General features: G+C 54.6%; 19 protein-coding genes. 10 read left to right on the forward strand and 9 right to left on the reverse strand.

The window, feature by feature from the left end; all coding sequences use genetic code 11:
* Positions 1-9 precede the first annotated feature (9 nt).
* Both acnB and Q3V30_RS17595 read right to left on the reverse strand, forming a co-directional pair.
* A complete protein-coding gene (gene acnB / locus Q3V30_RS17590; protein ID WP_306207928.1) occupies positions 10-2,607 on the reverse strand; it encodes a bifunctional aconitate hydratase 2/2-methylisocitrate dehydratase in 2,598 nt (865 codons plus the stop codon).
* A gap of 930 nt (positions 2,608-3,537) precedes the next feature.
* On the reverse strand, positions 3,538-4,050 hold the full coding sequence (locus Q3V30_RS17595; RefSeq protein WP_306213239.1) for a phenolic acid decarboxylase: 513 nt from the start codon (positions 4,048-4,050) through the stop codon (positions 3,538-3,540).
* Between the two features lie 102 nt (positions 4,051-4,152).
* On the opposite strand from Q3V30_RS17595, the gene Q3V30_RS17600 reads away from it, so the two are divergent.
* From Q3V30_RS17600 to Q3V30_RS17610, 3 genes are all read left to right on the forward strand, one after another.
* Entirely contained in the window at positions 4,153-5,058 is a 906-nt protein-coding gene (locus Q3V30_RS17600; RefSeq protein ID WP_306207930.1) for a LysR family transcriptional regulator, read from the forward strand.
* A gap of 646 nt (positions 5,059-5,704) precedes the next feature.
* Positions 5,705-5,968, forward strand: coding sequence for a type II toxin-antitoxin system HicA family toxin (locus Q3V30_RS17605; RefSeq protein WP_306207932.1), 264 nt, complete (start codon positions 5,705-5,707; stop codon positions 5,966-5,968).
* Positions 5,965-6,318 carry a type II toxin-antitoxin system HicB family antitoxin gene (locus tag Q3V30_RS17610; protein WP_306207934.1) on the forward strand — a complete coding sequence of 118 codons (354 nt, stop codon included), beginning with the start codon at positions 5,965-5,967 and terminating at the stop codon, positions 6,316-6,318. Before Q3V30_RS17605 ends, Q3V30_RS17610 begins: the two co-directional genes overlap by 4 nt.
* Before the next feature lie 207 nt (positions 6,319-6,525).
* Here the strand turns inward: Q3V30_RS17610 and lpdA are convergent, their stop codons facing one another.
* The 4 genes from lpdA to pdhR all read right to left on the reverse strand — a co-directional run bounded on the left by lpdA (position 6,526) and on the right by pdhR (position 13,615).
* The gene (gene lpdA / locus Q3V30_RS17615) at positions 6,526-7,950 is read right to left on the reverse strand and encodes a dihydrolipoyl dehydrogenase (protein WP_306213240.1); all 1,425 of its coding nucleotides are present in this window, start codon (positions 7,948-7,950) and stop codon (positions 6,526-6,528) included.
* Positions 7,951-8,133: 183 nt separating this feature from the next.
* Complete coding sequence (gene aceF, locus Q3V30_RS17620; protein WP_306207937.1) at positions 8,134-10,029, reverse strand: pyruvate dehydrogenase complex dihydrolipoyllysine-residue acetyltransferase; 1,896 nt, start codon at positions 10,027-10,029, stop codon at positions 8,134-8,136.
* A 13-nt stretch (positions 10,030-10,042) separates the two neighbouring features.
* Positions 10,043-12,706 carry a pyruvate dehydrogenase (acetyl-transferring), homodimeric type gene (aceE, locus tag Q3V30_RS17625; RefSeq protein WP_306207939.1) on the reverse strand — a complete coding sequence of 888 codons (2,664 nt, stop codon included), beginning with the start codon at positions 12,704-12,706 and terminating at the stop codon, positions 10,043-10,045.
* A 144-nt stretch (positions 12,707-12,850) separates the two neighbouring features.
* Positions 12,851-13,615 (reverse strand): pyruvate dehydrogenase complex transcriptional repressor PdhR, encoded by a 765-nt coding sequence (gene pdhR / locus Q3V30_RS17630; protein WP_306213241.1) that lies wholly within the window; start codon positions 13,613-13,615, stop codon positions 12,851-12,853.
* A 505-nt stretch (positions 13,616-14,120) separates the two neighbouring features.
* On the opposite strand from pdhR, the gene aroP reads away from it, so the two are divergent.
* From aroP to Q3V30_RS17645, 3 genes are all read left to right on the forward strand, one after another.
* Entirely contained in the window at positions 14,121-15,476 is a 1,356-nt protein-coding gene (gene aroP / locus Q3V30_RS17635) for an aromatic amino acid transporter AroP (protein ID WP_306207941.1), read from the forward strand.
* 272 nt (positions 15,477-15,748) lie between these two features.
* Positions 15,749-17,155 carry a glycoside-pentoside-hexuronide (GPH):cation symporter gene (locus Q3V30_RS17640; RefSeq protein WP_306207943.1) on the forward strand — a complete coding sequence of 469 codons (1,407 nt, stop codon included), beginning with the start codon at positions 15,749-15,751 and terminating at the stop codon, positions 17,153-17,155.
* Complete coding sequence (locus tag Q3V30_RS17645; protein ID WP_306207945.1) at positions 17,155-18,114, forward strand: glycoside hydrolase family 43 protein; 960 nt, start codon at positions 17,155-17,157, stop codon at positions 18,112-18,114. The genes Q3V30_RS17640 and Q3V30_RS17645 overlap by 1 nt, the downstream gene beginning before the upstream one ends.
* Here the strand turns inward: Q3V30_RS17645 and ampE are convergent.
* Entirely contained in the window at positions 18,106-18,960 is an 855-nt protein-coding gene (ampE, locus tag Q3V30_RS17650; protein ID WP_306207948.1) for a beta-lactamase regulator AmpE, read from the reverse strand. The genes Q3V30_RS17645 and ampE overlap by 9 nt on opposite strands.
* Positions 18,957-19,532, reverse strand: a complete 576-nt coding sequence (gene ampD / locus Q3V30_RS17655) for a 1,6-anhydro-N-acetylmuramyl-L-alanine amidase AmpD (RefSeq protein ID WP_306207950.1) — start codon at positions 19,530-19,532, stop codon at positions 18,957-18,959. The genes ampE and ampD overlap by 4 nt, the downstream gene beginning before the upstream one ends.
* 262 nt (positions 19,533-19,794) lie before the next feature.
* Here ampD and nadC point away from each other — a divergent pair, with 262 nt between their 5' ends.
* The 4 genes from nadC to hofC all read left to right on the forward strand — a co-directional run bounded on the left by nadC (position 19,795) and on the right by hofC (position 23,940).
* Complete coding sequence (gene nadC, locus Q3V30_RS17660) at positions 19,795-20,685, forward strand: carboxylating nicotinate-nucleotide diphosphorylase (protein WP_306207952.1); 891 nt, start codon at positions 19,795-19,797, stop codon at positions 20,683-20,685.
* Positions 20,686-20,881: 196 nt separating this feature from the next.
* Positions 20,882-21,331: a prepilin peptidase-dependent pilin gene (gene ppdD / locus Q3V30_RS17665; protein WP_306207954.1), complete on the forward strand. Its 450-nt coding sequence runs from the start codon at positions 20,882-20,884 to the stop codon at positions 21,329-21,331.
* Positions 21,328-22,725: a type II secretion system protein GspE gene (gene gspE, locus Q3V30_RS17670; RefSeq protein ID WP_428979215.1), complete on the forward strand. Its 1,398-nt coding sequence runs from the start codon at positions 21,328-21,330 to the stop codon at positions 22,723-22,725. Before ppdD ends, gspE begins: the two co-directional genes overlap by 4 nt.
* A 15-nt stretch (positions 22,726-22,740) precedes the next feature.
* Positions 22,741-23,940, forward strand: coding sequence for a protein transport protein HofC (gene hofC, locus Q3V30_RS17675; protein ID WP_306207956.1), 1,200 nt, complete (start codon positions 22,741-22,743; stop codon positions 23,938-23,940).
* Between the two features lie 120 nt (positions 23,941-24,060).
* On the opposite strand, the gene Q3V30_RS17680 is transcribed toward hofC, so the two are convergent.
* Entirely contained in the window at positions 24,061-25,101 is a 1,041-nt protein-coding gene (locus Q3V30_RS17680; protein ID WP_306207958.1) for a GMP reductase, read from the reverse strand.
* Between the last annotated feature and the right edge of the window lie 24 nt (positions 25,102-25,125).

Here is a 25,125-nt window from a genome sequence, read left to right on the forward strand (position 1 = left end):
CCTTCTCGGTTACACGGCGGTCTGGAAGATCACGCCGTCAGCTTTGTCCGTATACTGCGACAGCTGATCGAAGTTCAGATAGCGATAGGTGTCTACCGCAGTCTTATCTACCTGTAACATAAACTGCTGATACTCATCCGGGGTCGGCAGCTTGCCCAACAGCGAAGCCACGGCAGCCAGCTCGGCTGAGGCCAGGAACACGTTGGCTCCCGTACCGAGACGGTTCGGGAAGTTACGGGTTGAGGTGGAGACCACCGTCGCGCCGTCTGCCACGCGCGCCTGGTTACCCATGCACAGTGAACAGCCCGGGATCTCAATACGCGCACCGCTCTTACCGAAGACGCTGTAGTAGCCCTCTTCCGTCAGCTGCGCGGCATCCATCTTGGTTGGCGGAGCCACCCAAAGACGCGTCGGCAGCTGGCCTTTATGGCTGTCCAGCAGCTTACCGGCCGCACGGAAGTGGCCGATATTGGTCATGCAAGAGCCGATAAATACTTCATCGATCTTCTCGCCCTGCACATCGGAGAGCAGACGGGCATCATCAGGATCGTTTGGCGCGCACAGAATTGGCTCTTTGATTTCAGCCAGATCGATCTCGATCACTGCCGCGTACTCTGCATCCGCATCGCCTTCCAGCAGCGTTGGCGCAGCCAGCCATTTTTCCATGCCCTGGATACGACGCTCCAGCGTACGACGGTCGCCGTAGCCTTCGGAAATCATCCACTTCAGCAGCACGATGTTGGAGTTCAGGTACTCGATAATCGGTGCCTGACCCAGCTTGATGGTACAACCGGCAGCAGAACGCTCGGCAGAGGCATCGGAAAGCTCAAACGCCTGCTCTACTTTCAGATCCGGCAGTCCTTCGATCTCCAGGATGCGGCCAGAGAAGATGTTTTTCTTGCCCTTCTTCTCAACGGTCAGCAGACCCTGTTTGATAGCGTAAAGCGGGATGGCGTGAACCAGATCGCGCAGGGTGATCCCCGGCTCCATTTTTCCTTTGAAGCGCACCAGCACCGACTCAGGCATATCCAGCGGCATGACGCCGGTAGCCGCCGCAAAGGCCACCAGACCGGAACCAGCCGGGAAAGAGATGCCGATAGGGAAACGGGTGTGGGAGTCGCCGCCGGTGCCGACGGTATCCGGCAGCAGCATACGGTTCAGCCAGCTGTGGATAATGCCGTCGCCAGGACGCAGCGAAACGCCGCCGCGGTTCATAATAAAGTCTGGCAGCGTGTGGTGCGTGGAAACGTCCACAGGCTTAGGATAGGCCGCGGTGTGGCAGAAGGACTGCATCACCAGATCCGCAGAGAAGCCCAGACACGCCAGGTCTTTCAGTTCATCACGGGTCATGGGACCGGTGGTGTCCTGAGAGCCAACCGAGGTCATTTTCGGCTCGCAGTAGGCGCCGGGACGAACACCTTCGGTGCCGCAGGCGCGGCCAACCATTTTCTGTGCCAGCGAGTAGCCACGGGTACTTGGCGCCACGTCTTTCGCGATGCGGAACACCTTGCTCTCTGGCAGACCCAAAGCTTCACGGGCTTTGGTCGTCAGGCCACGGCCGATGATCAGTGGGATACGGCCACCAGCGCGAACTTCATCCAGCAGCACTTCGGTTTTCAGCGCGAACGTTGCCAGCACTTCGCCGGTTTCATGGTTCTTCACTTCACCTTTGTAGGGATAGATGTCGATGACATCGCCCATGTTCAGGTTTGCCACATCCACTTCAATCGGCAGTGCGCCTGCGTCTTCCATGGTGTTGAAGAAGATAGGCGCAATGTTGCTGCCCAGCACCACGCCGCCGCCTTTTTTGTTCGGCACGTGAGGGATGTCATCGCCCATAAACCACAGCACCGAGTTGGTGGCGGATTTACGGGAAGAACCTGTTCCGACCACGTCACCCACGTAAGCCAGAGGGAACCCTTTGGTCTTCAGCGCTTCAATCTGTCTGATTGGGCCTACGTTGCCCGCCTCGTCTGGCTCAATGCCTTCACGGGCATTTTTCAGCATCGCCAGCGCGTGCAGCGGAATATCAGGACGTGACCAGGCATCCGGTGCCGGAGAGAGATCATCAGTGTTGGTTTCGCCAGTGACTTTAAAGACGGTAACGGTGATTTTCTCTGCCAGCTCGGGACGTGACAGATACCATTCCGCTTCAGCCCAGGACTTCAGGATTTGCTGAGCGTGCGGGTTACCGGCTTTGGCTTTTTCTTCAACATCGTAGAAGTTGTCAAACATCAGCAGCGTATGAGAGAGCGCTTTCGCCGCAATGGGGGCCAGCTTCTCATTATCAAGCGCGTCGATCAGGGGATGTATGTTGTAACCGCCCTGCATGGTACCCAGCAGTTCTACGGCTTTTTCCGGCGTAACCAGAGGAGAGGTCGCTTCACCTTTCGCGACAGCAGCCAGGAAGCCGGCTTTCACATAGGCCGCTTCGTCAACGCCCGGCGGGACTCGATTGATTAACAGATCGGACAGGAATTCTTCTTCACCCGCTGGCGGGTTTTTCAGCAGTTCAACCAGCGCGGCCATTTGGGAAGCATCTAAAGGCTTAGGAACGATCCCCTGGGCAGCACGCTCGGCAACGTGCTTACGGTATTCTTCTAGCACGACGTTCTCCTCGCTCACATTGTAATTGCTACCGGGTGCCCTCAGGTTCATGGTGTCGATATGCCGTAGGGTAAAGCGCCCGGTTTCGCGAGGGGCAGCATAGCAGCATTTCGCATGTTTGTTAATCTGTTTACAAAAAAGCAACATTATTTGCGCAGTAAAGGCTATCAGCTGGGAGCCGTCGGATATGCTGGTAGCCCGCTTTCTTAGCTGCCTGTACGGCAGTGAACACGTTGCCCCCACCTGCATCAATACCACGGGATTTCTTAGCTGCCTGTACGGCAGTGAACGTAATGTGGTGGGTACTTTTCCAATAATCGTATTTCTAAGCTGCCTGTACGGCAGTGAACTGGAGCGAAAACATCATAACACCGCGTTTTACAAAAACATTTGACCCATATTGCCAAAATACCCTCTTTTTTCACCATTAAATCTAACCATGAAAAATCAGTAAGTTAAAAATATTCGTAAAAAAAGGGTCGGGAAAAGGGTTACTGCGATTGCCGACTGGAAAGCAGAAGCCACTACCCCATATCTGTCTGGAATATTATCCCTGACTCGCCAGCGTTATGGCGATCCACAACATCCACTTGAGCTGCTGAATTTTCCCCCTTCATTCATTCGAATGAATTTCAAATGGGAGTTCTGCGAACAAGGGTAATCTTTTGACGTTGCCTTAACAAGAGATCTGATGCTGGACAGCGATATCATAATAATTTAAGCCGCCAGCGCCGGAGAAAGGTCATCGGTGTTGGTTTTGCCTGTGACTTAGAAAACGATAACGATGATTTTTGCCCCCAGGGACGAGACAGATACCATTCAGCTTCAGCCCAGGACTTCAGGATTTGCTGAGCATGCGGATTCCCGGCTGTGGCTTTTCTTCAAGAACCAGCAATCAGAAGAGCTCATGATGAGCTCTTCTGACCACGCTTAATTTTTCAGGTTGGCGGGAAAATCGGCAGGTAGTTCGCTGGCCGGGCAGTCAATCACGCTGTCATTATTTTCGCCCGCGTCGCGGATAAAGGTCAGGATCGCGAACTCATCAATTACTTCAGTGGGATACGCTGGACCCGCATCACGGTATTTTGCCATCTCTTCCAGATGCTCGTTCTGGAAGCAGACAGTTTTTTCCGGGTTATTCATTACCCAGCGTGGGAAGAAGATGGTGCCGTGAAAGATCTTATCAGTCAGGTTAACGGCCAGGCTGACATCCGTCCCGGTAGGCTCAGTCCAGGAGACTTTATAAACGTCCTGTGCCAGGCGGACGATAAAGGCGTGCTGATTTTTAACCCAGCGATTACCCACCATGCCGCTGTGGATACGATAATCGACGGTGTCGGCATTTTTTATATAGAGCTCGTAGTTCCAGCCGTTGTCATAGGTGTAGACCAGATGTTTGCCGACCAGACCTGACAGGTTGTGTTTATCAAAAGTGCTCATGATTATTTCCTCATTTGTTTGCCTTGAGGTAATTATTGCGCGTTACAAAAACGATTAATAACGCTATTTTTAGCCCATATTCATTCAATTTTTAGATGAGTTGTCATGTACAAAACGACGCTTGAACAGTGGGTTCTCCTCGACTCGGTGGTTAACGAGGGAAGTTTTGCGTTGGCGGCGGAGAAAAATAACCGCAGCCAGTCTTCAGTCAGTTATCAGATTAGTTTGCTGCAGCAGCGGCTCGGCGTGGCATTGCTACAGCCGGAGGGACGCCGAGCCATTCTGAGTGCCGAAGGCCAGCAGTTGCTGGCGCAGGCACGTCCGCTGCTGGCAGGTTTCAATAGCCTTGAGGCGCAGGCTAACGCGCTGCAGCGCGGCGAACCTACCCGCATTGATCTGATGGTTGATGCGATTGTGCCCAAACCGCTGCTGTTTACTGTGCTGCAGCAGTTTCAGCAACGTTATCCGCATGTCCGGGTCTGGTTCAGTGAAATCGTACGCAGCGAAACGGCCGCCAGGCTGGCAGAGCAGCAGGCCGATCTCTGGTTAGTGGCACACGACGGCAACGAACAGTTCGTTGGGGAAAGCCTGTTGAGCGTAGATTTTATCGCTGTCGCTCATCGCCATCATCCGCTACACCAGCAGCCCGCCCCGCTTAGCGCGGCCACGCTTGCCCGCTGGCCCTGCATTACGATCCTCGATCGTCAACAGCAGCAGCAGTCTGAAATCAGCGGTGAGCAGGCGGAAAACTGGTCTTTTACCACGTTGTCGGCAGCCATTGAGGCAGTTCAACATCAACTGGGCTATGGCTGGTTACCGGAGAAGAATATTGAAGCGTTACTGCATAGCGGCGAGCTTCTCCCGCTTCAGCTACTACAGGGTCGGCGGCGCTCTACGCCGCTGGTCCTTCGCATCAATGAGCAGAGGCTGCCCGGAAATATGACCATCGCCGTGCTGGCGCAGATGTTTATCGATCGGGTCGCGGAGGAAAAGCGCCTTGCTGCAGAATAGAAAATGGCTCTTTACGGGCCATTGGTAGCTGCGGGGTGAGCATTATTTTGGGTTATCTCCGTATATGCGGGGTGAGCATTGCTTTGGGTTATCCCCGTATATGCGGGGGAACACTCTAAAGCTAACCACATGATTAAAATCATAATTTAGCCCCAATAAGATCTACCGCGCGAAACCCTTAAATTAAACCCTGTCCAACCTCTCTGATTTGATGCAAAACAGGGCAGCGGTATTTCCCATAAAAAATCCAAAAACAGAGAAAAGGCAGGAATTCGCACGTTAAAAAACAGGCATAAAAAATCCGGAAACGAGGATCGTTTCCGGATTCTGATACGACTGCCAGGCTAACTTAACTTGTCAGCGATGACTATCGGGCAGCCGTATGTCTGCCCAGGCGGTTTATCTCCGCACGCTGAGATAATAACGTTGGTGGTTTTGCTGTCTCGGTGTTCCCTATGCCCGGGGATAAATCACTTTATCAGCTCTTCATAAAGAGCGGGTGTCGGGTATTCCATGCGTGTTCAGATGAAAATTTTCGTCCTTATGATCTTAAGGTCGTCCTCTTACTCCTGTGCAGGAGTTGACTCATTTCAGCCTGAATAACATAATAGCTTCATCAGATGAAGCCATGGAAAGGCTGTAAACTATGAAGCAACTAAGAAAAAAACATCAGGCCACATTAGAGAAAATTTTTGATGTACCAGTGTCCGCTAATCTCAAATGGTCTGATATCGAATCACTGATCCGGGCATTGGGGGGTGAAATCAGTGAAGGGAAAGGCTCTCGGTGCCGTTTCATTCTTAACGGAAGTATTGCTAAATTTCATCGACCACATCCTTTACCCGAGACGGATAAGGGCGCGGTTATCAGCCTTCGTGAATGGTTAGAAAGTACAGGAATAAAGCCATGAGCACAGTAAATCCGAAATACAAAGTCGCGGGACAGCCAGCAGTGATTAGCTTTGTGCCAGAGATTAATGCATTTCGCGGGAAATTTTTAGGTCTGAGCGGTTACTGTGATTTTGTTGCCGATAGTGTTGAAGGTTTAATTAAAGAAGGGGAGCTCTCGTTACGTGAGTATCTTGAAGACTGCCGCGAAGCAGGAATAGATCCTTATGCCCGGAAAGAAAAAATCAAAACACTTACGTTACGTTATAATGAGTCTCTTGCTGAGAGGCTTACCCACGCTGCTGCTGAGAATAATAAATCATTGAATACATTTATTATTGAAACGCTTGAAGAACGTGTGGGCCATGCCTGACGTGCAATGTTTTCTCAGTAGCAAAACAGGGCAGCGGTATTTCCCATAAAAAATCCAAAAACAGAGAAAAGGCAGGAGTCCGCACGTTAAAAAGCAGGCATAAAAAAATCCGGAAACGAGGATCGTTTCCGGATTCTGATACGACTGCCAGGCTAACTTAACTTGTCAGCGATGACTATCGGGCAGCCGTATGTCTGCCCGGGCGACTTACTTCTTCTTCGCTTTCGGGTTTGGCAGGTCAGTGATGCTACCTTCGAAAATCTCGGCAGCCAGACCCACAGACTCATGCAGCGTCGGGTGAGCATGGATGGTCAGCGCGATATCTTCGGCGTCGCAACCCATCTCAATAGCCAGACCGATTTCACCCAGCAGCTCGCCGCCGTTGGTGCCGACAACCGCACCACCGATAACACGATGCGTCTCTTTGTCGAAAATCAGCTTGGTCATGCCGTCTGCACAATCGGAAGCGATAGCACGGCCTGAAGCGGCCCACGGGAAGGTCGAGGTCTCATAGCTGATCCCTTTCTCTTTCGCTTCTTTCTCGGTCAGACCCACCCAGGCAACTTCTGGCTCAGTGTAGGCAATGGATGGGATCACTTTCGGGTCGAAGTAGTGCTTCTTACCTGCGATCACTTCAGCCGCTACGTGGCCTTCATGCACGCCTTTGTGGGCCAGCATCGGCTGACCGACGATGTCGCCAATCGCATAGATGTGCGGCACGTTGGTACGCATCTGCTTGTCGACGCGGATAAAGCCGCGGTCGTCCACTTCCACGCCCGCTTTACCTGCATCCAGGCCTTTACCGTTTGGCACACGGCCAATCGCTACCAGCACCGCGTCATAACGCTGCGCTTCTGCAGGGGCTTTCTTGCCTTCCATAGAAACGTAAATGCCATCGTCTTTGGCTTCAACGGCGGTGACTTTAGTTTCCAGCATCAGATTGAACTGCTTAGCGATGCGCTTGGTGAAGACTTTCACTACGTCTTTATCGGCAGCCGGAATAACCTGGTCAAACATCTCAACCACGTCAATCTGCGAACCCAACGCGTGATAGACGGTTGCCATTTCCAGACCGATGATGCCTCCGCCCATTACCAGCAGGCGCTCAGGCACCTCTTTCAGCTCCAGCGCGGAGGTAGAATCCCACACGCGAGGATCTTCATGAGGAATGAACGGCAGCTGAATCGGACGAGAACCCGCAGCGATAACGGCGTTGTCGAAGTTGATGGTGGTGGCACCATTCTCGCCTTCAACCACCAGTGTGTTAGCGCCGGTGAATTTACCCAGACCGGTGACCACTTTAACTTTGCGGCCCTTCGCCATGCCAGCCAGACCGCCGGTCAGCTGGTTAATGACTTTCTCTTTCCAGGAACGAATCTTGTTGATATCAGTTTGTGGCTTACCAAACACGATACCGTGCTCTTCCAGCGCTTTAGCTTCTTCAATCACTTTCGCGACGTGCAGCAGCGCTTTGGAAGGGATACAACCCACGTTCAGACAAACCCCACCCAGGGTGCTGAAACGCTCAACGATGACGGTCTCCAGACCTAAATCGGCTGCGCGGAAGGCTGCAGAGTAGCCTGCAGGACCTGCCCCAAGTACCACGACCTGAGTTTTAATTTCTGTACTCATCATGACCTCTTAGTTAACCGCTGGGATATTCATTCATCCACCGGTACGTATTCACCGCAAGAGTTTACAGAATTGTTAATGAACTGCAAACCGCTTGATACGAAACGTTTTCAACTACCTTGTCGACTCAACACATCGCAAGTCGGCTATGAGAAGGCCGGCAAACGCCGGCCTTAAGACTTCTTACATCACCAGACGGCGGATATCAGCCATGATAGTGGCGATATAGGCCGCAAAGCGAGCGCCTGCCGCACCATCGATCACACGGTGATCGAAGGAGAGAGACAGAGGCAGCATCAGGCGAGGAACGAACTCTTTGCCGTTCCAGACCGGCTCCATCGACGACTTGGAGACGCCGAGGATCGCCACTTCCGGCGCGTTGACGATTGGGGTAAACGAGGTACCGCCAATGCCGCCAAGGCTGGAGATGGTGAAGCAGCCGCCCTGCATATCGCTGGAGGTCAGCTTGCCTTCACGCGCTTTCTTCGAAATCACCGACAGCTCATTTGACAGCTCGACGATGCCTTTGCGGTTCACATCTTTAAAGACCGGAACCACCAGGCCGTTTGGCGTATCAACGGCCACGCCGATGTTGATATATTTTTTCAGCGTCAGCTTCTGTCCATCTTCAGACAGCGAGCTGTTGAAGCGTGGGAACTCTTCCAGCGCTTTGGCAGCCGCCTTCATGATGAACACCAGTGGGGTGATCTTCAGATCCAGCTTCTTCTTCGCGGCTTCGTCATTCTGCTGCTTACGGAAGTTTTCCACTTCGGTAATGTCGGCCTTGTCGTGCTGGGTTACGTGAGGGATCACGATCCAGTTACGGCTCAGGTTGGCACCAGAAATTTTCTGGATGCGGCCCAGCTCGACTTCTTCAATCTCACCGAACTTGCTGAAATCAACCTTCGGCCACGGCAGCATGCCAGGCATTCCGCCACCGGCGGCAGCTGCTGGAGCTGACTCGGCACGCTTAACCGCATCCTTCACGTAAGACTGGACGTCTTCTTTCAGAATACGACCTTTACGACCGGTGCCTTTAACCTTCGCCAGGTTGACGCCGAACTCACGCGCCAGACGACGAATAACCGGTGTTGCATGTACGTAAGCGTCGTTCTCAGCGAACTCGCTGGACTCAGCCTTAGCTGGCGTCGAGGCTGGCTTAGCCTCCTGCTTAGCTTCCTGTTTGGCCGGAGCAGCTTCTTCCTGTTTCGCAGCAGGCGCGGCGGCTGGCGCTGCACCTTCCACTTCAAAGACCATGATCAGGGAACCGGTGCTGACTTTGTCGCCGGTGCTGATTTTGATCTCTTTTACGGTTCCCGCGAACGGCGCAGGCACTTCCATTGAGGCTTTGTCGCCTTCAACGGTGATCAGTGACTGTTCGGCAGCCACTTTATCGCCCACTTTCACCATCACTTCGGTAACTTCAACCTCGTCGCCACCGATATCAGGAACTTCAACATCTTTTACGCCGCTGGTAGCCGTTGGTGCCGCTGCTGCTTCTTCTTTCATCGCAGGTTTAGGCGCTTCAGCCGGCGCTGAGCCTTCCGCTTCAAAGACCATGATCATGGAACCGGTGCTGACTTTGTCGCCGGTGCTGATCTTAATCTCTTTCACGATACCGGCGAACGGTGCAGGCACTTCCATCGAGGCTTTGTCGCCCTCAACGGTAATCAGCGACTGCTCCGCTTCAACTTTGTCGCCTACCTTGACCATGATCTCGGTGACTTCAACTTCATCAGAACCGATATCCGGCACGTTCACGTCTTTGCTTTCTGACGCGGCCGCGGCGGGTTTCGCCTCTTCTTTTTTCTCTTCAGCTTTAGCTGGTGCAGCTTCTGCTGCACCTTCAGCGGCTTCGAAGATCATGATCAGTTTGCCGGTTTCAACTTTGTCGCCGGTGCTGATTTTGATCTCTTTTACCACGCCAGCCTGCGGGGAAGGCACTTCCATAGAGGCTTTATCGCCTTCTACGGTGATCAGCGACTGCTCTGCTTCAACCTTGTCGCCCACCTTGACCATAATCTCGGTGACTTCCACTTCGTCTGCACCGATATCCGGTACGTTAATTTCGATAGCCATTAATCTTTACCTCTTATGCCAGACGCGGGTTGACTTTATCGGCATCGATATTGAATTTAGCGATCGCTTCCGCCACCACTTTTTTATCAATCTCACCGCGTTTAGCCAGTTCACCCAGAGCCGCTACCACCACGTAAGACGCATCCACTTCGAAGTGGTGACGCAGGTTTTCACGGCTGTCAGAACGTCCGAAACCATCGGTGCCCAGTACGCGGTAGTCGCTGGCTGGCATGAAGGTACGGATCTGCTCGGCGAACAGTTTCATGTAGTCGGTTGACGCAACGGCAGGTGCATCGTTCATGATCTGCGCAACGTAAGGCACGCGTGGCTCTTCCGTTGGGTGCAGCATGTTCCAGCGCTCACAATCCTGACCATCACGCGCCAGCTCGGTGAAGGAAGTCACGCTGTAGACGTCTGAACCTACACCATAATCTTTCGACAGGATCTCAGCCGCTTCACGCACATGACGCAGGATAGAACCTGAACCCAGCAGCTGCACTTTGCCCTTGCTGCCTTCCAGCGTATCCAGCTTGTAGATACCTTTACGGATACCCTCTTCTGCACCAGCGGGCATCGCAGGCATGTGGTAATTTTCGTTCAGCGTGGTGATGTAGTAGTAGATGTTTTCCTGCGCTTCGCCGTACATACGCACCAGGCCGTCATGCATGATGACTGCCACTTCGTAAGCATACGCCGGATCGTAAGAGATACAGTTCGGGATAGTCAGCGACTGAATGTGGCTGTGACCATCTTCGTGCTGCAACCCTTCGCCGTTCAGGGTAGTACGACCTGAGGTACCGCCCACCAGGAAGCCGCGCGCCTGCTGGTCGCCTGCTGCCCAGCACAGGTCGCCGATACGCTGGAAACCAAACATTGAGTAGTAGATATAGAACGGGATCATCGGCAGGTTGTTGGTGCTGTAAGACGTTGCCGCCGCCAGCCAGGATGCGCCTGCGCCCAGTTCGTTGATCCCTTCCTGCAGGATCTGGCCTTTCTCATCTTCTTTGTAGTAAGCAACCTGCTCGCGGTCCTGCGGGGTGTACTGCTGACCGTTCGGGCTGTAAATACCAATCTGACGGAACAGACCTTCCATACCAAAGGTACGCGCCTCATCGGCGATGATTGGCACCAGACGATCTTTGATCGACGGGTTTTTCAGCATCACGTTCAGGGCACGCACGAAGGCGATGGTGGTAGAGATCTCTTTGTTCTGCTCATCCAGCAGCTGACGGAAATCTTCCAGCGCAGGCATCGACAGCTTCTCGCTGAAGTTTGGCTGGCGGGTAGGCAGGTAGCCACCCAGCTTCTCGCGCTGACCATGCAGGTACTTGTACTCTTCAGACTCTTTGTCGAAGGTAACGTACGGCAGGGTTTCGATGCTGGCATCGTCAACTGGCACGTTGAAACGATCGCGGATATAGCGCACGCCATCCATGTTCATTTTCTTGACCTGGTGCGCGATGTTTTTGCCTTCTGCGGATTCACCCATACCATAGCCTTTGATGGTGTGGGCCAGAATGACCACAGGTTTCCCTTTGGTATCCTGCGCTTTTTTCAGCGCCGCATAGACTTTCTTCGGATCGTGACCGCCACGGTTCAGTGACCAGATCTCATCGTCAGACATATCTTTAACCAGCGCTGCGGTCTCGGGGTATTTACCGAAGAAGTGCTCGCGCACGTACGCGCCATCGCGGGATTTAAAGGTCTGGTAGTCGCCGTCAACGGTTTCGTTCATCAGCTGCACCAGCTTGCCGCTGGTATCTTTGCGCAGCAGTTCGTCCCAGCGTCCGCCCCAGATAACTTTGATCACTTCCCAACCGGCGCCAGCAAAGATGCCGTCCAGTTCGTTGATGATTTTGCCGTTACCGGTGACCGGGCCATCCAGGCGCTGCAGGTTACAGTTGATGATGAACACCAGGTTGTCCAGCTTCTCACGGGTGGCGATGGTGATCGCCCCTTTAGATTCTGGCTCATCCATTTCACCGTCGCCCAGGAAGGCGTAAACGGTCTGCTGTGAGGTATCTTTCAGCCCGCGGTGCTCAAGGTATTTCAGGAATTTCGCCTGATAGATCGCGCCGATTGGCCCCAGCCCCATCGACACGGTCGGGAACTGCCAGAAATCAGGCATCAGTTTAGGGTGCGGGTAAGAGGAGAGGCCTTTACCATGCACTTCCTGACGGAAATTGTTCATCTGCTCTTCGGTCAGACGGCCTTCCAGGAAGGCACGAGCATAGACGCCCGGAGAGATGTGGCCCTGGAAGTAAACCAGATCGCCGCCATCTTTTTCGCTACGCGCACGGAAGAAGTGGTTAAAGCACACTTCATAGATGGTGGCAGAAGACTGGAAGGAGGACATGTGGCCACCCAGCTCCAGATCTTTCTTCGATGCACGCAGAACGGTCATGATAGCGTTCCAGCGGATCGCGGAACGGATACGACGCTCTAAAGAAGTATTGCCCGGGTAGTCCGGCTCGTCTTCAACGGCAATAGAGTTGACGTAGTTGCGGGGGCTGAGACCTGCCGCCACTTTTACGCCACCTTTACGTGCTTCATTCATGACCTGGTCGATCAGGAACTGTGCGCGCTCAACACCTTCTTCACGGATGACCGATTCGATCGCCTGTAGCCAGTCGCGAGTTTCGATCGGATCCACGTCATTGTGTAAACGTTCTGACATGGGGGTATTCCTTATCTGTGTCTAATACGTTGAATTGTCTGGAGCCTGTCTCGCTGTGCTCACCCTGAAGTAAAGCACACTGAGACAGGCTCGTCGTTTATGCCTTGCCTGCGACAAGGCACAGTTCCGCGTTATGGTTACGCGTTAGTCCTTACGTTGCTGTAATCGTCGTAAGGAGCGCTCTCGGCGACTCTGCTCGCGACTTCTGTCCAGCAATATTTCCTCGATAAACGCCAGGTGACGGTGTGAGGCTTCGCGGGCCTTTTCCGGCTCACGTGCCACAATCGCCTCGAAAATACTGGCGCGATGACCGCTCACTTTTGCCAGCATTTCCCGGCGCGAGTAGAGCAATTCAAAATTCTGTCGGACGTTCTGTTCCAGCATCGGCCCCATACTGCGAAGGAGATGCAGCAGTACCACATTATGCGCGGCCTCTGTGACAGCGATCTGATACTGCATCACCGCATCCGCTTCCGCATCGAGATCGCCGCTATCCTGCGCAGTCTGGATCTGAACATGGCAGTGGCGAATGCGTTCTAAATCTTCGTCTGTACCACGCAGTGCCGCGTAATAGGCCGCTATCCCCTCCAGCGCATGGCGGGTTTCCAGCAGATCAAACTGGGATTCCGGATGCCCCGCCAGCAGCTCGACCAGCGGATCGCTCAGGCTTTGCCACAGGTTGGTTTGTACAAAGGTCCCGCCGCCCTGACGGCGTAACAGTAAACCTTTGGCCTCCAGACGCTGGATAGCTTCACGCAGAGAAGGACGGGAGACATCAAACTGTTTAGCAAGCTCGCGTTCTGGGAGCAGCTTTTCACCCGGACGCAGGGTCCCTTCCATAATCAGGGACTCGAGCTGCTGCTCGATAGCATCGGATAGCTTTGGTTGGCGGATTTTGCTGTAGGCCATCATCCCTTCTTCTGCCAGTTGCATGAGTAAATTGGTAATACCAATTGCAAAAAGGTGCCCGTAAAGTAACAAAGTATTCACCTCATGTCCATATGGCAACCTGGTGAAACAGGACGCTGGTCTCGTTTTGCCATAAAGGTTTACACCTCCTCAAACGGCGAAAAAACCGTCTGATTTAAATGTTAAATTTTTTAATTTTTCTCAAATCCGGCAGACGGTTAGTGCACAAAAAAACGGCTTCCTATAAGAGAAAAATATGCCCTGTTTCGTACCCGGGAGACAAAAGCAGGTAATCTCACTGAGCGCCTTTTTTTTAAGCACTCTGCCGCACAAAAAGAGAAAGCGAGTGCATTAGAGGGCGCTTATCACTATTCTTGTCGCGAAGGTAGCCTGAACCTCTTTTTCATGCCTCTGGCACTGTAAATTTTTCAATACGTTACCTGGCAGAACTCTCTTACGAAGGCGCGCCTTTGTAGAGAATAATAACGACATCATGAGGTTTACTATGGAACAACTTCAGGGCGACACGTTGAAACGGGGGTTAAAAAACCGTCATATTCAGCTTATCGCATTGGGCGGTGCCGTGGGCACCGGCCTGTTTCTGGGCATTGCCGATACCATTCGTATGGCCGGCCCTTCGGTACTGCTGGGCTACGCCATCGGCGGCTTTATTGCCTTTCTGATTATGCGTCAGCTCGGTGAAATGGTGGTGGAGGAGCCGGTAGCGGGATCGTTCAGCCACTTCGCCTATAAATATTGGGGCAATTTTGCTGGTTTTGCCTCTGGCTGGAACTACTGGATCCTCTATGTACTGGTAGCGATGGCGGAACTCACCGCCGTGGGCAAATATATTCAGTACTGGTATCCCGAGATCCCGACCTGGGCTTCCGCAGCGGTATTCTTTGTACTGATTAACGCCATCAACCTGACCAACGTAAAAGTTTACGGTGAGATGGAGTTCTGGTTCTCCATCATTAAAGTGGCTGCCGTGGTGGGCATGATCCTGTTCGGCTGCTGGCTGCTGTTTGGCGGCCATGCTGGCCCGGATGCGAAAGTCTCTAACCTCTGGGACCGGGGCGGCTTCTTCCCTAACGGCATCTCCGGGCTGGTGATGGCGATGGCGGTTATTATGTTCTCCTTTGGCGGTCTTGAGCTGGTGGGGATCACCGCCGCAGAAGCTGATGACCCGGAAAAGAGCATTCCCAAAGCGACAAACCAGGTGCTCTACCGCATCCTGATTTTCTATATCGGCTCACTGACCGTACTGCTTTCGCTTTATCCCTGGACCAAAGTGATTGGTGGCGCCAGCCCGTTCGTGATGATTTTCCACGATCTCGGCGACAGCCTGGTGGCGAATGCGCTGAACGTGGTGATCCTGACGGCGGCCCTCTCGGTCTATAACAGCTGCGTTTACTGTAACAGCCGTATGCTGTTCGGCCTGGCGCAACAGGGCAATGGCCCGAAAGCGTTGCTGAAGGTTGATGCCCGCGGCGTGCCGGTGATGGCCATTGGCGTTTCTGCCGCTGCCACCGCGCTCTGCGTGCTGATCAACTACCTGATGCCGGGTGAGGCCTTTGGCCTGCTGATGGCGCTGGTGGTCTCTGCCCTGGTGATCAACTGGGCAATGATCAGCCTGGCGCACCTGAAATTCCGCCGTAAAAAGGATCAGCAGGGTGTGGAAACCCGCTTTAAAGCGCTGCTCTATCCGCTGGGTAACTGGATCTGCCTGCTGTTCCTGGCGGGTATTCTGGTGATCATGGCCATGACGCCGGGTATGGCGATTTCCGTCTGGTTAATTCCGGTCTGGATAGCCATTCTGGGCGTGGGCTATATGATTAAGTCCCGCACGCAAAAAGCATAAGGGTCAGAGGGCACTCCGGTGCCCTCTTCTTTGCCTGCTCGTCTCTACTCCCGGACCGCCACCATCGCTTTGCTTTCCGTTGTCACCTCCCCCTATTCTCCAGCCACTCTTACTAATGCTCCTGCCTCCATTAGCGGCAAGACTTAAGTGTTATCCTTCTCACACTTTTAACTCCACAGGCGATTTATCCATCTCTGCGACGCTTTCTGCCAGCACAAAACAGCGCTAAGCCATTAATAATGCACTCCATGATTCCAGTGAGAGAAAAATCCATGAAGAGCGCGGCGCTGACGGTTAGAGAAAAGATTGGATACGGCATGGGCGATGCAGGCTGCAACATGATTGGCGGTGCCATCATGCTGTTCCTTAATTATTTCTACACAGATGTGTTTGGCCTGGCGCCGGCGCTGGTTGGCGTGCTGCTGCTTTCGGTGCGGGTACTGGATGCGGTTACCGACCCCATTATGGGCGCGATTGCCGACCGGACGCAGAGTCGCTGGGGACGTTTTCGTCCATGGCTGTTGTGGATCTCCCTGCCTTATGTGCTGTTCAGCGTGCTGATGTTTACCACGCCCGACTGGACTTATAACAGCAAAGTTATCTATGCATTTGTGACCTATTTTCTGATGTCGCTGACCTATACCGCCATCAATATTCCTTACTGCTCGCTGGGCGGCGTGATCACCAACGATCCTGGTGAGCGTGTCTCCTGTCAGTCCTACCGTTTTGTGATGGTCGGCATTGCCACGCTTATCCTCTCCCTTTCGCTCCTGCCGCTGGCGGAATGGTTTGGCGGCGAGAACAAAGCGCGCGGTTATCAGATGGCGATGAGCGTGCTGGCTCTGATTGGCCTGTGCATGTTCCTGTTCTGCTTTGCGACCGTGCGTGAACGTATCCGCCCCGCCGTGCCAAGCAACGATGACATGAAGGCGGATTTACGCGACGTATGGAAAAACGATCAGTGGGTCCGCATCCTGCTGCTGACCTTCTGCAACGTCTGTCCGGGCTTTATCCGCATGGCCGCGACCATGTACTACGTTACCTGGGTGATGGGCCAGTCCACGCACTTTGCCACCCTGTTTATCAGCCTTGGCGTGATTGGTATGATGGTAGGCAGTACGTTGGCAAAAGTGCTCACCGACCGCTGGTGCAAACTCAAAGTCTTTTTCTGGACCAATATCGCCCTGGCGATCTTCTCCAGCGGATTTTACTTCCTTGACCCGCAGGCCACCGTGCTGGTGGTCGTGATGTACTTCTTCCTCAATATCCTGCATCAGATCCCTTCGCCGCTGCACTGGTCACTGATGGCCGATGTGGATGACTATGGCGAATGGAAAACCGGCAAGCGCATCACCGGCATCAGCTTCTCCGGCAACCTCTTTTTCCTGAAAGTGGGCTTGGCGGTAGCGGGTGCCATGGTTGGCTTCCTGCTCTCTTACTATGGTTACGATGCGGGAGCAAAAACGCAGGCACCGAGCGCCATTAACGGTATCGTGCTGCTGTTTACGGTGATCCCTGGCGTAGGTTATCTGATTACCGCTGGCGTTGTCCGCCTGCTGAAAGTTGACCGTCCGATGATGAAACAAATCCAGCAGGATCTGGAAAAACGCCGCGCCAGCTTCCAGGAGCTTAATGACTATCACGACAGCAAATCCGCTGTTAAACCGGTGAATACATAATGACGACTTCCCTTTGGCAAAATCCGTTTATTGAGCAACGCGCCGATCCGTTTATCCTGCGTGAAAACGGCCGTTATTACTTTATTGCTTCCGTCCCGGAATACGATCGGCTGGAGATCCGCAGTGCGGACACGCTTAATGGCCTGGCCGCCGCCACTCCGGTTGTGGTCTGGCGCAAACCTGAACAGGGCCCAATGAGCGAGCTTATCTGGGCGCCAGAACTGCATAAAGTCGGCGGAACCTGGGTGATTTACTTTGCCGCTGCGCCTACCCGGGCGATTAAAGATGGCCTGTTCCAGCACCGGATGTTCGCGCTGGCCTGCACGGATAGCGACCCGATGACCGGGGAGTGGCGCGAATGTGGGCAAGTTGTCACGCCGATCGACAGCTTTGCGCTGGATGCCACCCATTTTGTGCATCAGGGGAAGAACTGGTATCTGTGGGCGCAAAAAGATCCGCATATTGCCGGTAACTCCAATCTCTATCTGGCCGAGCTGGCGTCACCCTGGGCGATAAAGGGCCAGCCGGTGATGCTCAGCAAGCCAGAATATGAGTGGGAATGCAGAGGGTTCAGCGTTAATGAGGGGCCTGCGGTGATCCGACACGGAGAGCGGCTGTTCGTCAGCTATTCTGCCAGCGCAACCGATGAGAACTACTGCATGGGCTTACTCTGGATTGAGGCGGAGGCGGATCCGCTGAATGCGGAGAACTGGCAAAAATCCCCGCATCCCGTATTCACCACCAGCAATGAAAACCGCCAGTTTGGTCCCGGGCACAACAGCTTTACGGTGACGGAGCAGGGAGAGGATGTGCTGGTCTATCATGCCCGTAATTACACGGAGATTGAGGGCGATCCGCTGTATGACCCTAATCGTCATACGCGCCTCAAAACCTTTAGCTGGAATGCGGAAGGCATGCCGGAATTTGGCACGCCTCCTGCCGACACGGTGTCAGACTAATGTGCCGTAAATCGTCAACAGCGCGACCACCACGACCATAACCAGCGAAACCTTCTTCGCCAGCGCCACGGCCACGCGAGGGGTTTCAACTTTGTCGGTATGCGGGTCGCGGGCCAGCGAGAACTGGGCAAGGCGTGTCAGTACCTGGTACTGCGGCGTATGACGATCGGTGAGTGAGGCAAACCAGGCGGGAAGCGCCCGCTCACCGTGCCCTAACAGCGCATAGGCCACGCCAACCAGCCGTACCGGCACCCAGTCAACCAGATGCAGTACGGCATCCACGCCCGACTGCGAGCGCTCCAGTGGCGAGTGGTGGCGCGCCAGCCAGGATTGCCAGGCGCGAAGAAAAGCGTAGCCCACCAGCAGCACCGGCCCCCAGGGGCCACCCACCACAAACCAGAACAGCGGGGCCAGATAGTAGCGATAGTTAATCCACAGCAGCGCATTCTGCAGCGCACAAAGGTACTCACGCTCATCACATTCCACAGGCAGCCCGTGGATCAGCGACAGCTCTTCCGCCATCGCCTTATGGGTATCCTGATCGTTACGGCTCGCCGCTTTAAGATAAGCGTGATAGTGCAGACGAACAGAACCGGCGCCGATACAAAGCAGACCCACAGCAATCCAGAACAACAGCTGCAGCACGCCAAAAAACAGCCCTCTTAACGCCAGCAGGCACACCAGTACCACCGCCATTGCCGCCAGCGTCATCAGCAGCGTGCGAAACAGGCTGTATTTGTGGCGACGACGAAACATCCCCGCAAGGTGGTGATCGAACTGCCAGTGCTCACCCATCTTGAAAAGACGTTCCCATCCCAGAACTAACAACAAACTAAAAAGCGTCATGCCTGTGGCTCCTTTACTGACGCATCCGGCGTTAAGCCTGACGCGCCCCGAAATCGGATCCAGTCAAAAGCCGGACCGGGGTCAGTTTTTCTGACCGGCGCAATATCACTGTGTCCGGTAATATGCTCAGCCATTTGTGGATAGTGTGCGATCAGCAGCCGGGTAAGAGCCTGCAGAGCCTGATACTGCTCGTCGGTATAGGGCAGCGTATCGGTGCCTTCCAGCTCAATGCCTATCGAAAAATCGTTGCAGGCTTCACGGCCCTGATAAGTTGAAACGCCGGCATGCCAGGCGCGGAGATGGAACGGTACGTACTGAATAATTTCGCCATCACGGCGGATAAGGCAGTGTGCAGAAACCTGCAGATGCGCGATTTCGGCAAAAAAGGGATGAGCCTGCGGATCAAGGTTTCCGGTAAACAGCGCATCGATCCACGGACCGCCAAATTCGCCCGGCGGTAAACTGATGTTGTGAATAACCAGTAACGATGGCGTTTCATTACCCGGACGCTCGTTGAAATGCGGCGAAGGAACCCGCTTCACTCCCGCAATCCAGCCCGCTTGCAGCTGCATGCCCTGCTCTCCTTTTATAACGTAATCATCAGAGTAGCATGAATCATTTTCAGAAAACCAAACTTCTGGTGCGCCTGAAAATGGGCGCTGAAAAATAAAATCGTTTTTTCTGCATCCGGTTTGCCGCCCCCGCCGTAAATAGCTTTGTAAGGCAACCCTGCCTTCTCTTACCCTCAAAGGAATAGCGGCGCCCTGGCTGGCAAGCCGAGGCTAAAAAGGCTAGCATGGCCGGACTCTCTTCCCGACTTTTCGGAGTTCGACCATGACGACCCGCCGCTACGATCCGGACAGCCGCCGCACGGCGTTGCTGGAGCGTATTGAGGATGATATTCCACCAAGCGTTGCTCAGGCCCTGCGTGAAGACCTGGGCGGCGAAGTGGATCCCTGTAAAGATATCACCGCCAGCCTGCTGCCCGCTGAGGCTATCTCTCATGCCATCGTGATTACCCGTGAAGCGGGCATTTTTTGCGGTAAGCGCTGGGTTGAAGAGGTGTTTATTCAGTTGGGTAATAAAACCGAGATTACCTGGCACGTTGATGATGGCGATAAGGTCACGGCCGATCAGCCCCTTTTCGAAATTACCGGCCCCTCTGCTTTGATCCTCACGGCTGAACGTACCGCGCTGAACTTTGTCCAGACGCTTTCCGGCGTGGCGACCGAAGTCAGCCGTTACGTGGCGATTCTGGAAGGCACCCGCACTCAGCTGCTGGACACCCGAAAAACGTTGCCTGGCCTGAGAACCGCCCTGAAATATGCGGTGCTTTGTGGTGGCGGCGCAAACCATCGCCTCGGGCTGTCCGACGCTTTCCTGATCAAAGAAAATCACATCATTGCCACCGGCTCGATTCGTGACGCCGTGGAAAAAGCGTTCTGGCTGCACCCGGACGTACCGGTTGAAGTGGAGGTGGAATCCCTGGATGAGCTGACTCAGGCTCTGGATGCGGGCGCAGATATCGTCATGCTCGACAACTTTACCGTTGAGCAGATGCGTGAAGCGGTAAAACTCACCGACGGACGCGCGCAGCTTGAAGTCTCTGGCAACGTCACGGATGAGACGCTTCGCACCTTTGCCGAGACCGGCGTGGACTACATCTCGGTTGGCGCGCTGACCAAGCACGTCCGAGCGCTGGATCTGTCGATGCGTTTCAAATAGGTTTATCCCTCACGCCATCCTTTCGTGATGGCGTGACTCTTTAGCGCATTCTGCGCATTCGCTTCCAGAAAACCTGCCGCCTGCTGCAATAACCGCTGATTCTTTTCGGCACGCCACGGCGTTGTCTGCTTTGCCGATGGCTCAGCGTTCCCGCTGGCGCTATTTTGCCAACCTCTTTACTACACGGAGGTTCAGCATGAAACAGCAGCAAGGATTTACCCTGATTGAACTGATGATTGTGATTGCCATCATCGCCATCCTGAGCGCCATTGGCCTGCCCGCTTACCAGAGCTACCTGCAGAAAGCCGCCCTTACCGATATGTTGCAAACCGCCATCCCGTATAAAACGGCGGTCGATCTCTGCATCATTGAGCAGGGAGGAAGCGGCAACTGCAGCGAGGGCAGCAACGGTATCCCGGCGGGCAAAGGATCACGCTATGTCAGCGCCCTTAGCGTCTCCGCAGGTGTGATTACCCTTACCGGCCAGGAGAGCCTGAACGGGCTCAGCGTAGCGATGAATCCCGCCTGGGACGCAGTCCAGGGGCAAATCAGCTGGCAACGCAGCTGCACCAGCGATCAGGCCAGCCTGAAGGAAGCGTGTCAGAACGTCTTTCGCTTTGAGGATGATACGGAGGTGGCAGAGTGATCCCGCCATCCACGCAGCGGGCGGTGGAAGCCCTCTGTCTACGTCATCAGGCGGTGATCCTGGCGTTTACGCCTGACAAGCTCCACCTGGCGATGGCAGAGACGCCGGATGATGCGCTGATTGCAGCGCTGCGCTTTGCCACGCAGAGCACGCTGGAGATTGAATGCTGGCCGCAGGCGCAGCTGGAACAGTTTCGCCAGGTTGCGGGTGCCACCAGCAGACTCGCACCGGAAACTGAATCGGGTGAAGCCGCACCGGGGAAGATTCAGGCTCTGCTTCAGCTTGCGGTTCAGCGGCGCGCTTCCGATATCCATATTGAACCGCAGCGGGATACGCTGCGGGTGCGGTTTCGTATTGATGGCGTACTGCAAAGCGTTCCCGGTAGTGAGCATCACAATGGCGCGGCACTCCTCGCCCGCCTGAAAATTCTGGCCAACCTGGATATTACCGAGCGCCGCACGCCGCAGGATGGGCAATTTACCACTGAGGTTGAGGGAAAATCCGCCTCTTTCCGCCTCTCCACTCTGCCGACGCAGTATGGCGAGAAAGCGGTAATACGCCTGCTGCAAAGTGAGCCTCACGCCGTTGCGCTGGAAAAACTGGGCATGCCCCCCACCGCGCTGAGGCTCTATCGCCAGGCGCTGGCCCGTCCACAGGGTCTGATCCTGGTAACTGGGCCAACGGGCAGCGGCAAAACGTTCACGCTCTACAGCGGACTGAGCTCGCTCAATTCCCCGGCGCGCAATCTGTGCAGCGTTGAAGATCCGATAGAAATTCCGCTGGAGGGGATTAATCAAACCCAGATCCATCCCAAAGCTGGCCTGGATTTCAACCGGGTTCTGCGCGCCCTGCTTCGTCAGGATCCGGATGTCATTATGCTGGGCGAGATCCGGGATCGGGAAACGGCAGAGACCGCCATCAAGGCTGCGCAGACCGGGCATCTGGTTTTATCAACGCTGCACACCAACTCCACCACGGAAACGCTGACGCGCATGGGGCAAATAGGCATTCCGGGCTATTTGCTCGCTTCGGCGCTGGTATTGATTATCGCTCAGCGGCTGGTCAGGCGGCTTTGCCCGCATTGCCGTAAGCCGGGTGAGGCGGTTGCCCATTTTCCGCCAGCAATCTGGCCCGGCACGGTGCAGAACTGGCAGGCTGTGGGCTGTGAACGCTGCTATTCAGGCTATTACGGCAGGCTGGCACTGTTTGAAATGCTGCCAGTCACTGCCCGCCTGCAAAACGCCATTGCCGCTGAGAGCAGCGCTGAACATCTGGCAGCTATTGCCCATCAGCAGGGACGCAATTCGCTTTTTGTGGAAGGTCTTCACTGTGTAAACCGGGGAGACACCACGCTGGCAGAGCTTAACCGTATTGTGGGAGAAGATAAGGAATGAGGTCAGAGAGCCGCAATGAGTGAGCGCTTTTTGTTTCGCTGGCAGGCGTTGAATAAGCAAGGAGAGCTGCACCGGGGCGCCTGTTTTTGTCAGGATCAGCAGGAGGTGATGGAAAAATTGCTGGCCAGCGCGTTGACGCCGCTGACGCTTTCATCCGGCAGGCGGGTGCGGACAACTGAGTGGCAACTGCAGCATAAAATCACGCTGTTTCGCCAGTTAGCGACGTTGCTGAAAGCTGGAATGACGCTCTCTGCCAGCCTGAACCTGATTGCAGAGGATCATGTGATTGTGTGCTGGCAGGCCTTGCTTGGTCAGCTGCATGACGATGTTGCTGAAGGCGTCCCGTTTTCTGAGGCGCTGGCCCGCTGGCCCGGGGTATTCCCCCCGCTCTACCCCGCGTTGATGTCGGTAGGGGAGATGACCGGACGCATTGATGAGTGCTGCCTGCAGCTGGCAGGCCAGCAGGAGCGGCAGCATCTGCTGCAGAAAAAGGTCACTAAGGCGCTGCGCTACCCGCTGTTTATTCTGGCCCTGGCGCTGGTGGTCACTATTGGCATGCTGGTTTTTGTCCTGCCTGAATTTATGGCGGTCTATCACACTTTTGACGCGCCGCTTCCGGCGTTCACAGTTGCCGTTGTTGCCCTCTCGCAGCTGCTGCAGCGACACGGGCTGGTGTTACTGACGGTAATTGCGGCAGCAGGGATAGCATTACGATGGCAAACCAGACGTTCACCCTACTGGCAGAGGCGTCTGCAACGTTGGCTGTTAGCGCTACCTCTGATCGGCAGATTGTATCAGGGCGGGATGCTCAGCCGGATCTTTATGACCATGGCGTTGACGCAGCATGCCGGACTGACGCTGTTGCAAAGCCTGCAGGCTGTTGAGAAAACGCTGGGCGATCTGCTGTGGCGGGAAGCCATTCAGCAGCTTCAGCATCATATTGCTGGCGGCCATCCGCTACATCAGGCGCTGAAGCAGCACACCCTTTTTACGGCTCTCTGCTATCAGTTGCTTAAAGTTGGGGAAGAGTCCGGTTCACTGGAGAGCATGTTAATCCGGCTGGGAAACCTGCATGAGGAAACGACGCAGGAGTTGGCAGATAATCTGGCAGCCGCGCTGGAACCGCTGATGATGGTAGTGACCGGCTTACTGGTAGGCGCGCTGGTGATCGCCATGTATCTGCCAATTTTCAATCTGGGTGATGCGCTGGGGTGATGTTTATTCCGGGCGATGCCACAGAAAGATTTTTAACCGGGCTGAGGCATGGGTAATGATGTTGCAGCACACATGCCCGGCCCATCCTGATGATGTCGATCTGCCGGGCATATAAGGAGATTAGCGATTAAACACGCGGTTTTCCTGCTCCGCCACACGGATAAACGTGGTGCGTTTGGTCAGCTCTTTTAAACGCTCGGCACCTACGTAGGTGCAGGCCGAGCGTAAGCCACCAAGAATATCCCTGGCGGTGAACTCAACCGGCCCACGAACAGGAAGCTTAACCGTCTTGCCCTCAGCGGCCCGGTAATCCGCCACGCCGCCGACATGCCGCTTCATTGCAGACTCAGAGCTCATACCGTAAAACAGCATAAACTGTTCACCCTGCTCCTCCACCACCGTGCCTTCACACTCGTCGTGTGCAGCCAGCATGCCGCCCAGCATCACAAAGTCCGCTCCGCCGCCAAAAGCCTTAGCCACATCGCCAGGTACAGAACAGCCGCCGTCGCTGACGATCTGTCCGCCTAAACCGTGAGCCGCATCTGCGCACTCAATCACTGCGGAAAGCTGAGGATAGCCCACGCCCGTTTTCACGCGCGTGGTGCAGACCGAGCCGGGTCCGATCCCCACCTTAACGATGTCAGCGCCTGAGAGAATAAGCTCTTCGACCATTTCGCCGGTGACCACATTTCCGGCACAGATGGTTTTGCCCGGACAGGCTTCACGCGCCCGCTTGAGAAACTCAACAAAATGTTCTGAGTAGCCGTTCGCCACATCGATACAGATAAAGTTCAGCGCAGGTGAGAGCGCCAGAATTTGCTTCATTTTGATGAAATCGGCCTCTGAGGTGCCGGTCGAAACCATCACATGCCGCAACACATTTTCCGGCACGCGCGAGACAAATTGCTGCCATTGCTCAACGCTGTAATGCTTGTGCACGGCGGTGAGCACGTCAAAGGAGGCCAGCGCCTCTGCCATGGTGAAGGTGCCCACGGTATCCATATTGGCGGCGATAACCGGCACGCCAGACCAGGCAACACCGGAGTGTTTAAAGGTGAAATGGCGGGTGAGTTCAACCTGAGAACGGCTTTTCAGCGTGGAACGCTTTGGCCGGATGAGGACGTCTTTAAAGCCTAACTTGATATCTTCTTCAATACGCATGGTAGATTTCCTGGTTGATGGCGC

The organism is Erwinia pyri, assembly GCF_030758455.1.
GTDB classification, from domain to species: Bacteria; Pseudomonadota; Gammaproteobacteria; order Enterobacterales; family Enterobacteriaceae; genus Erwinia; species Erwinia pyri.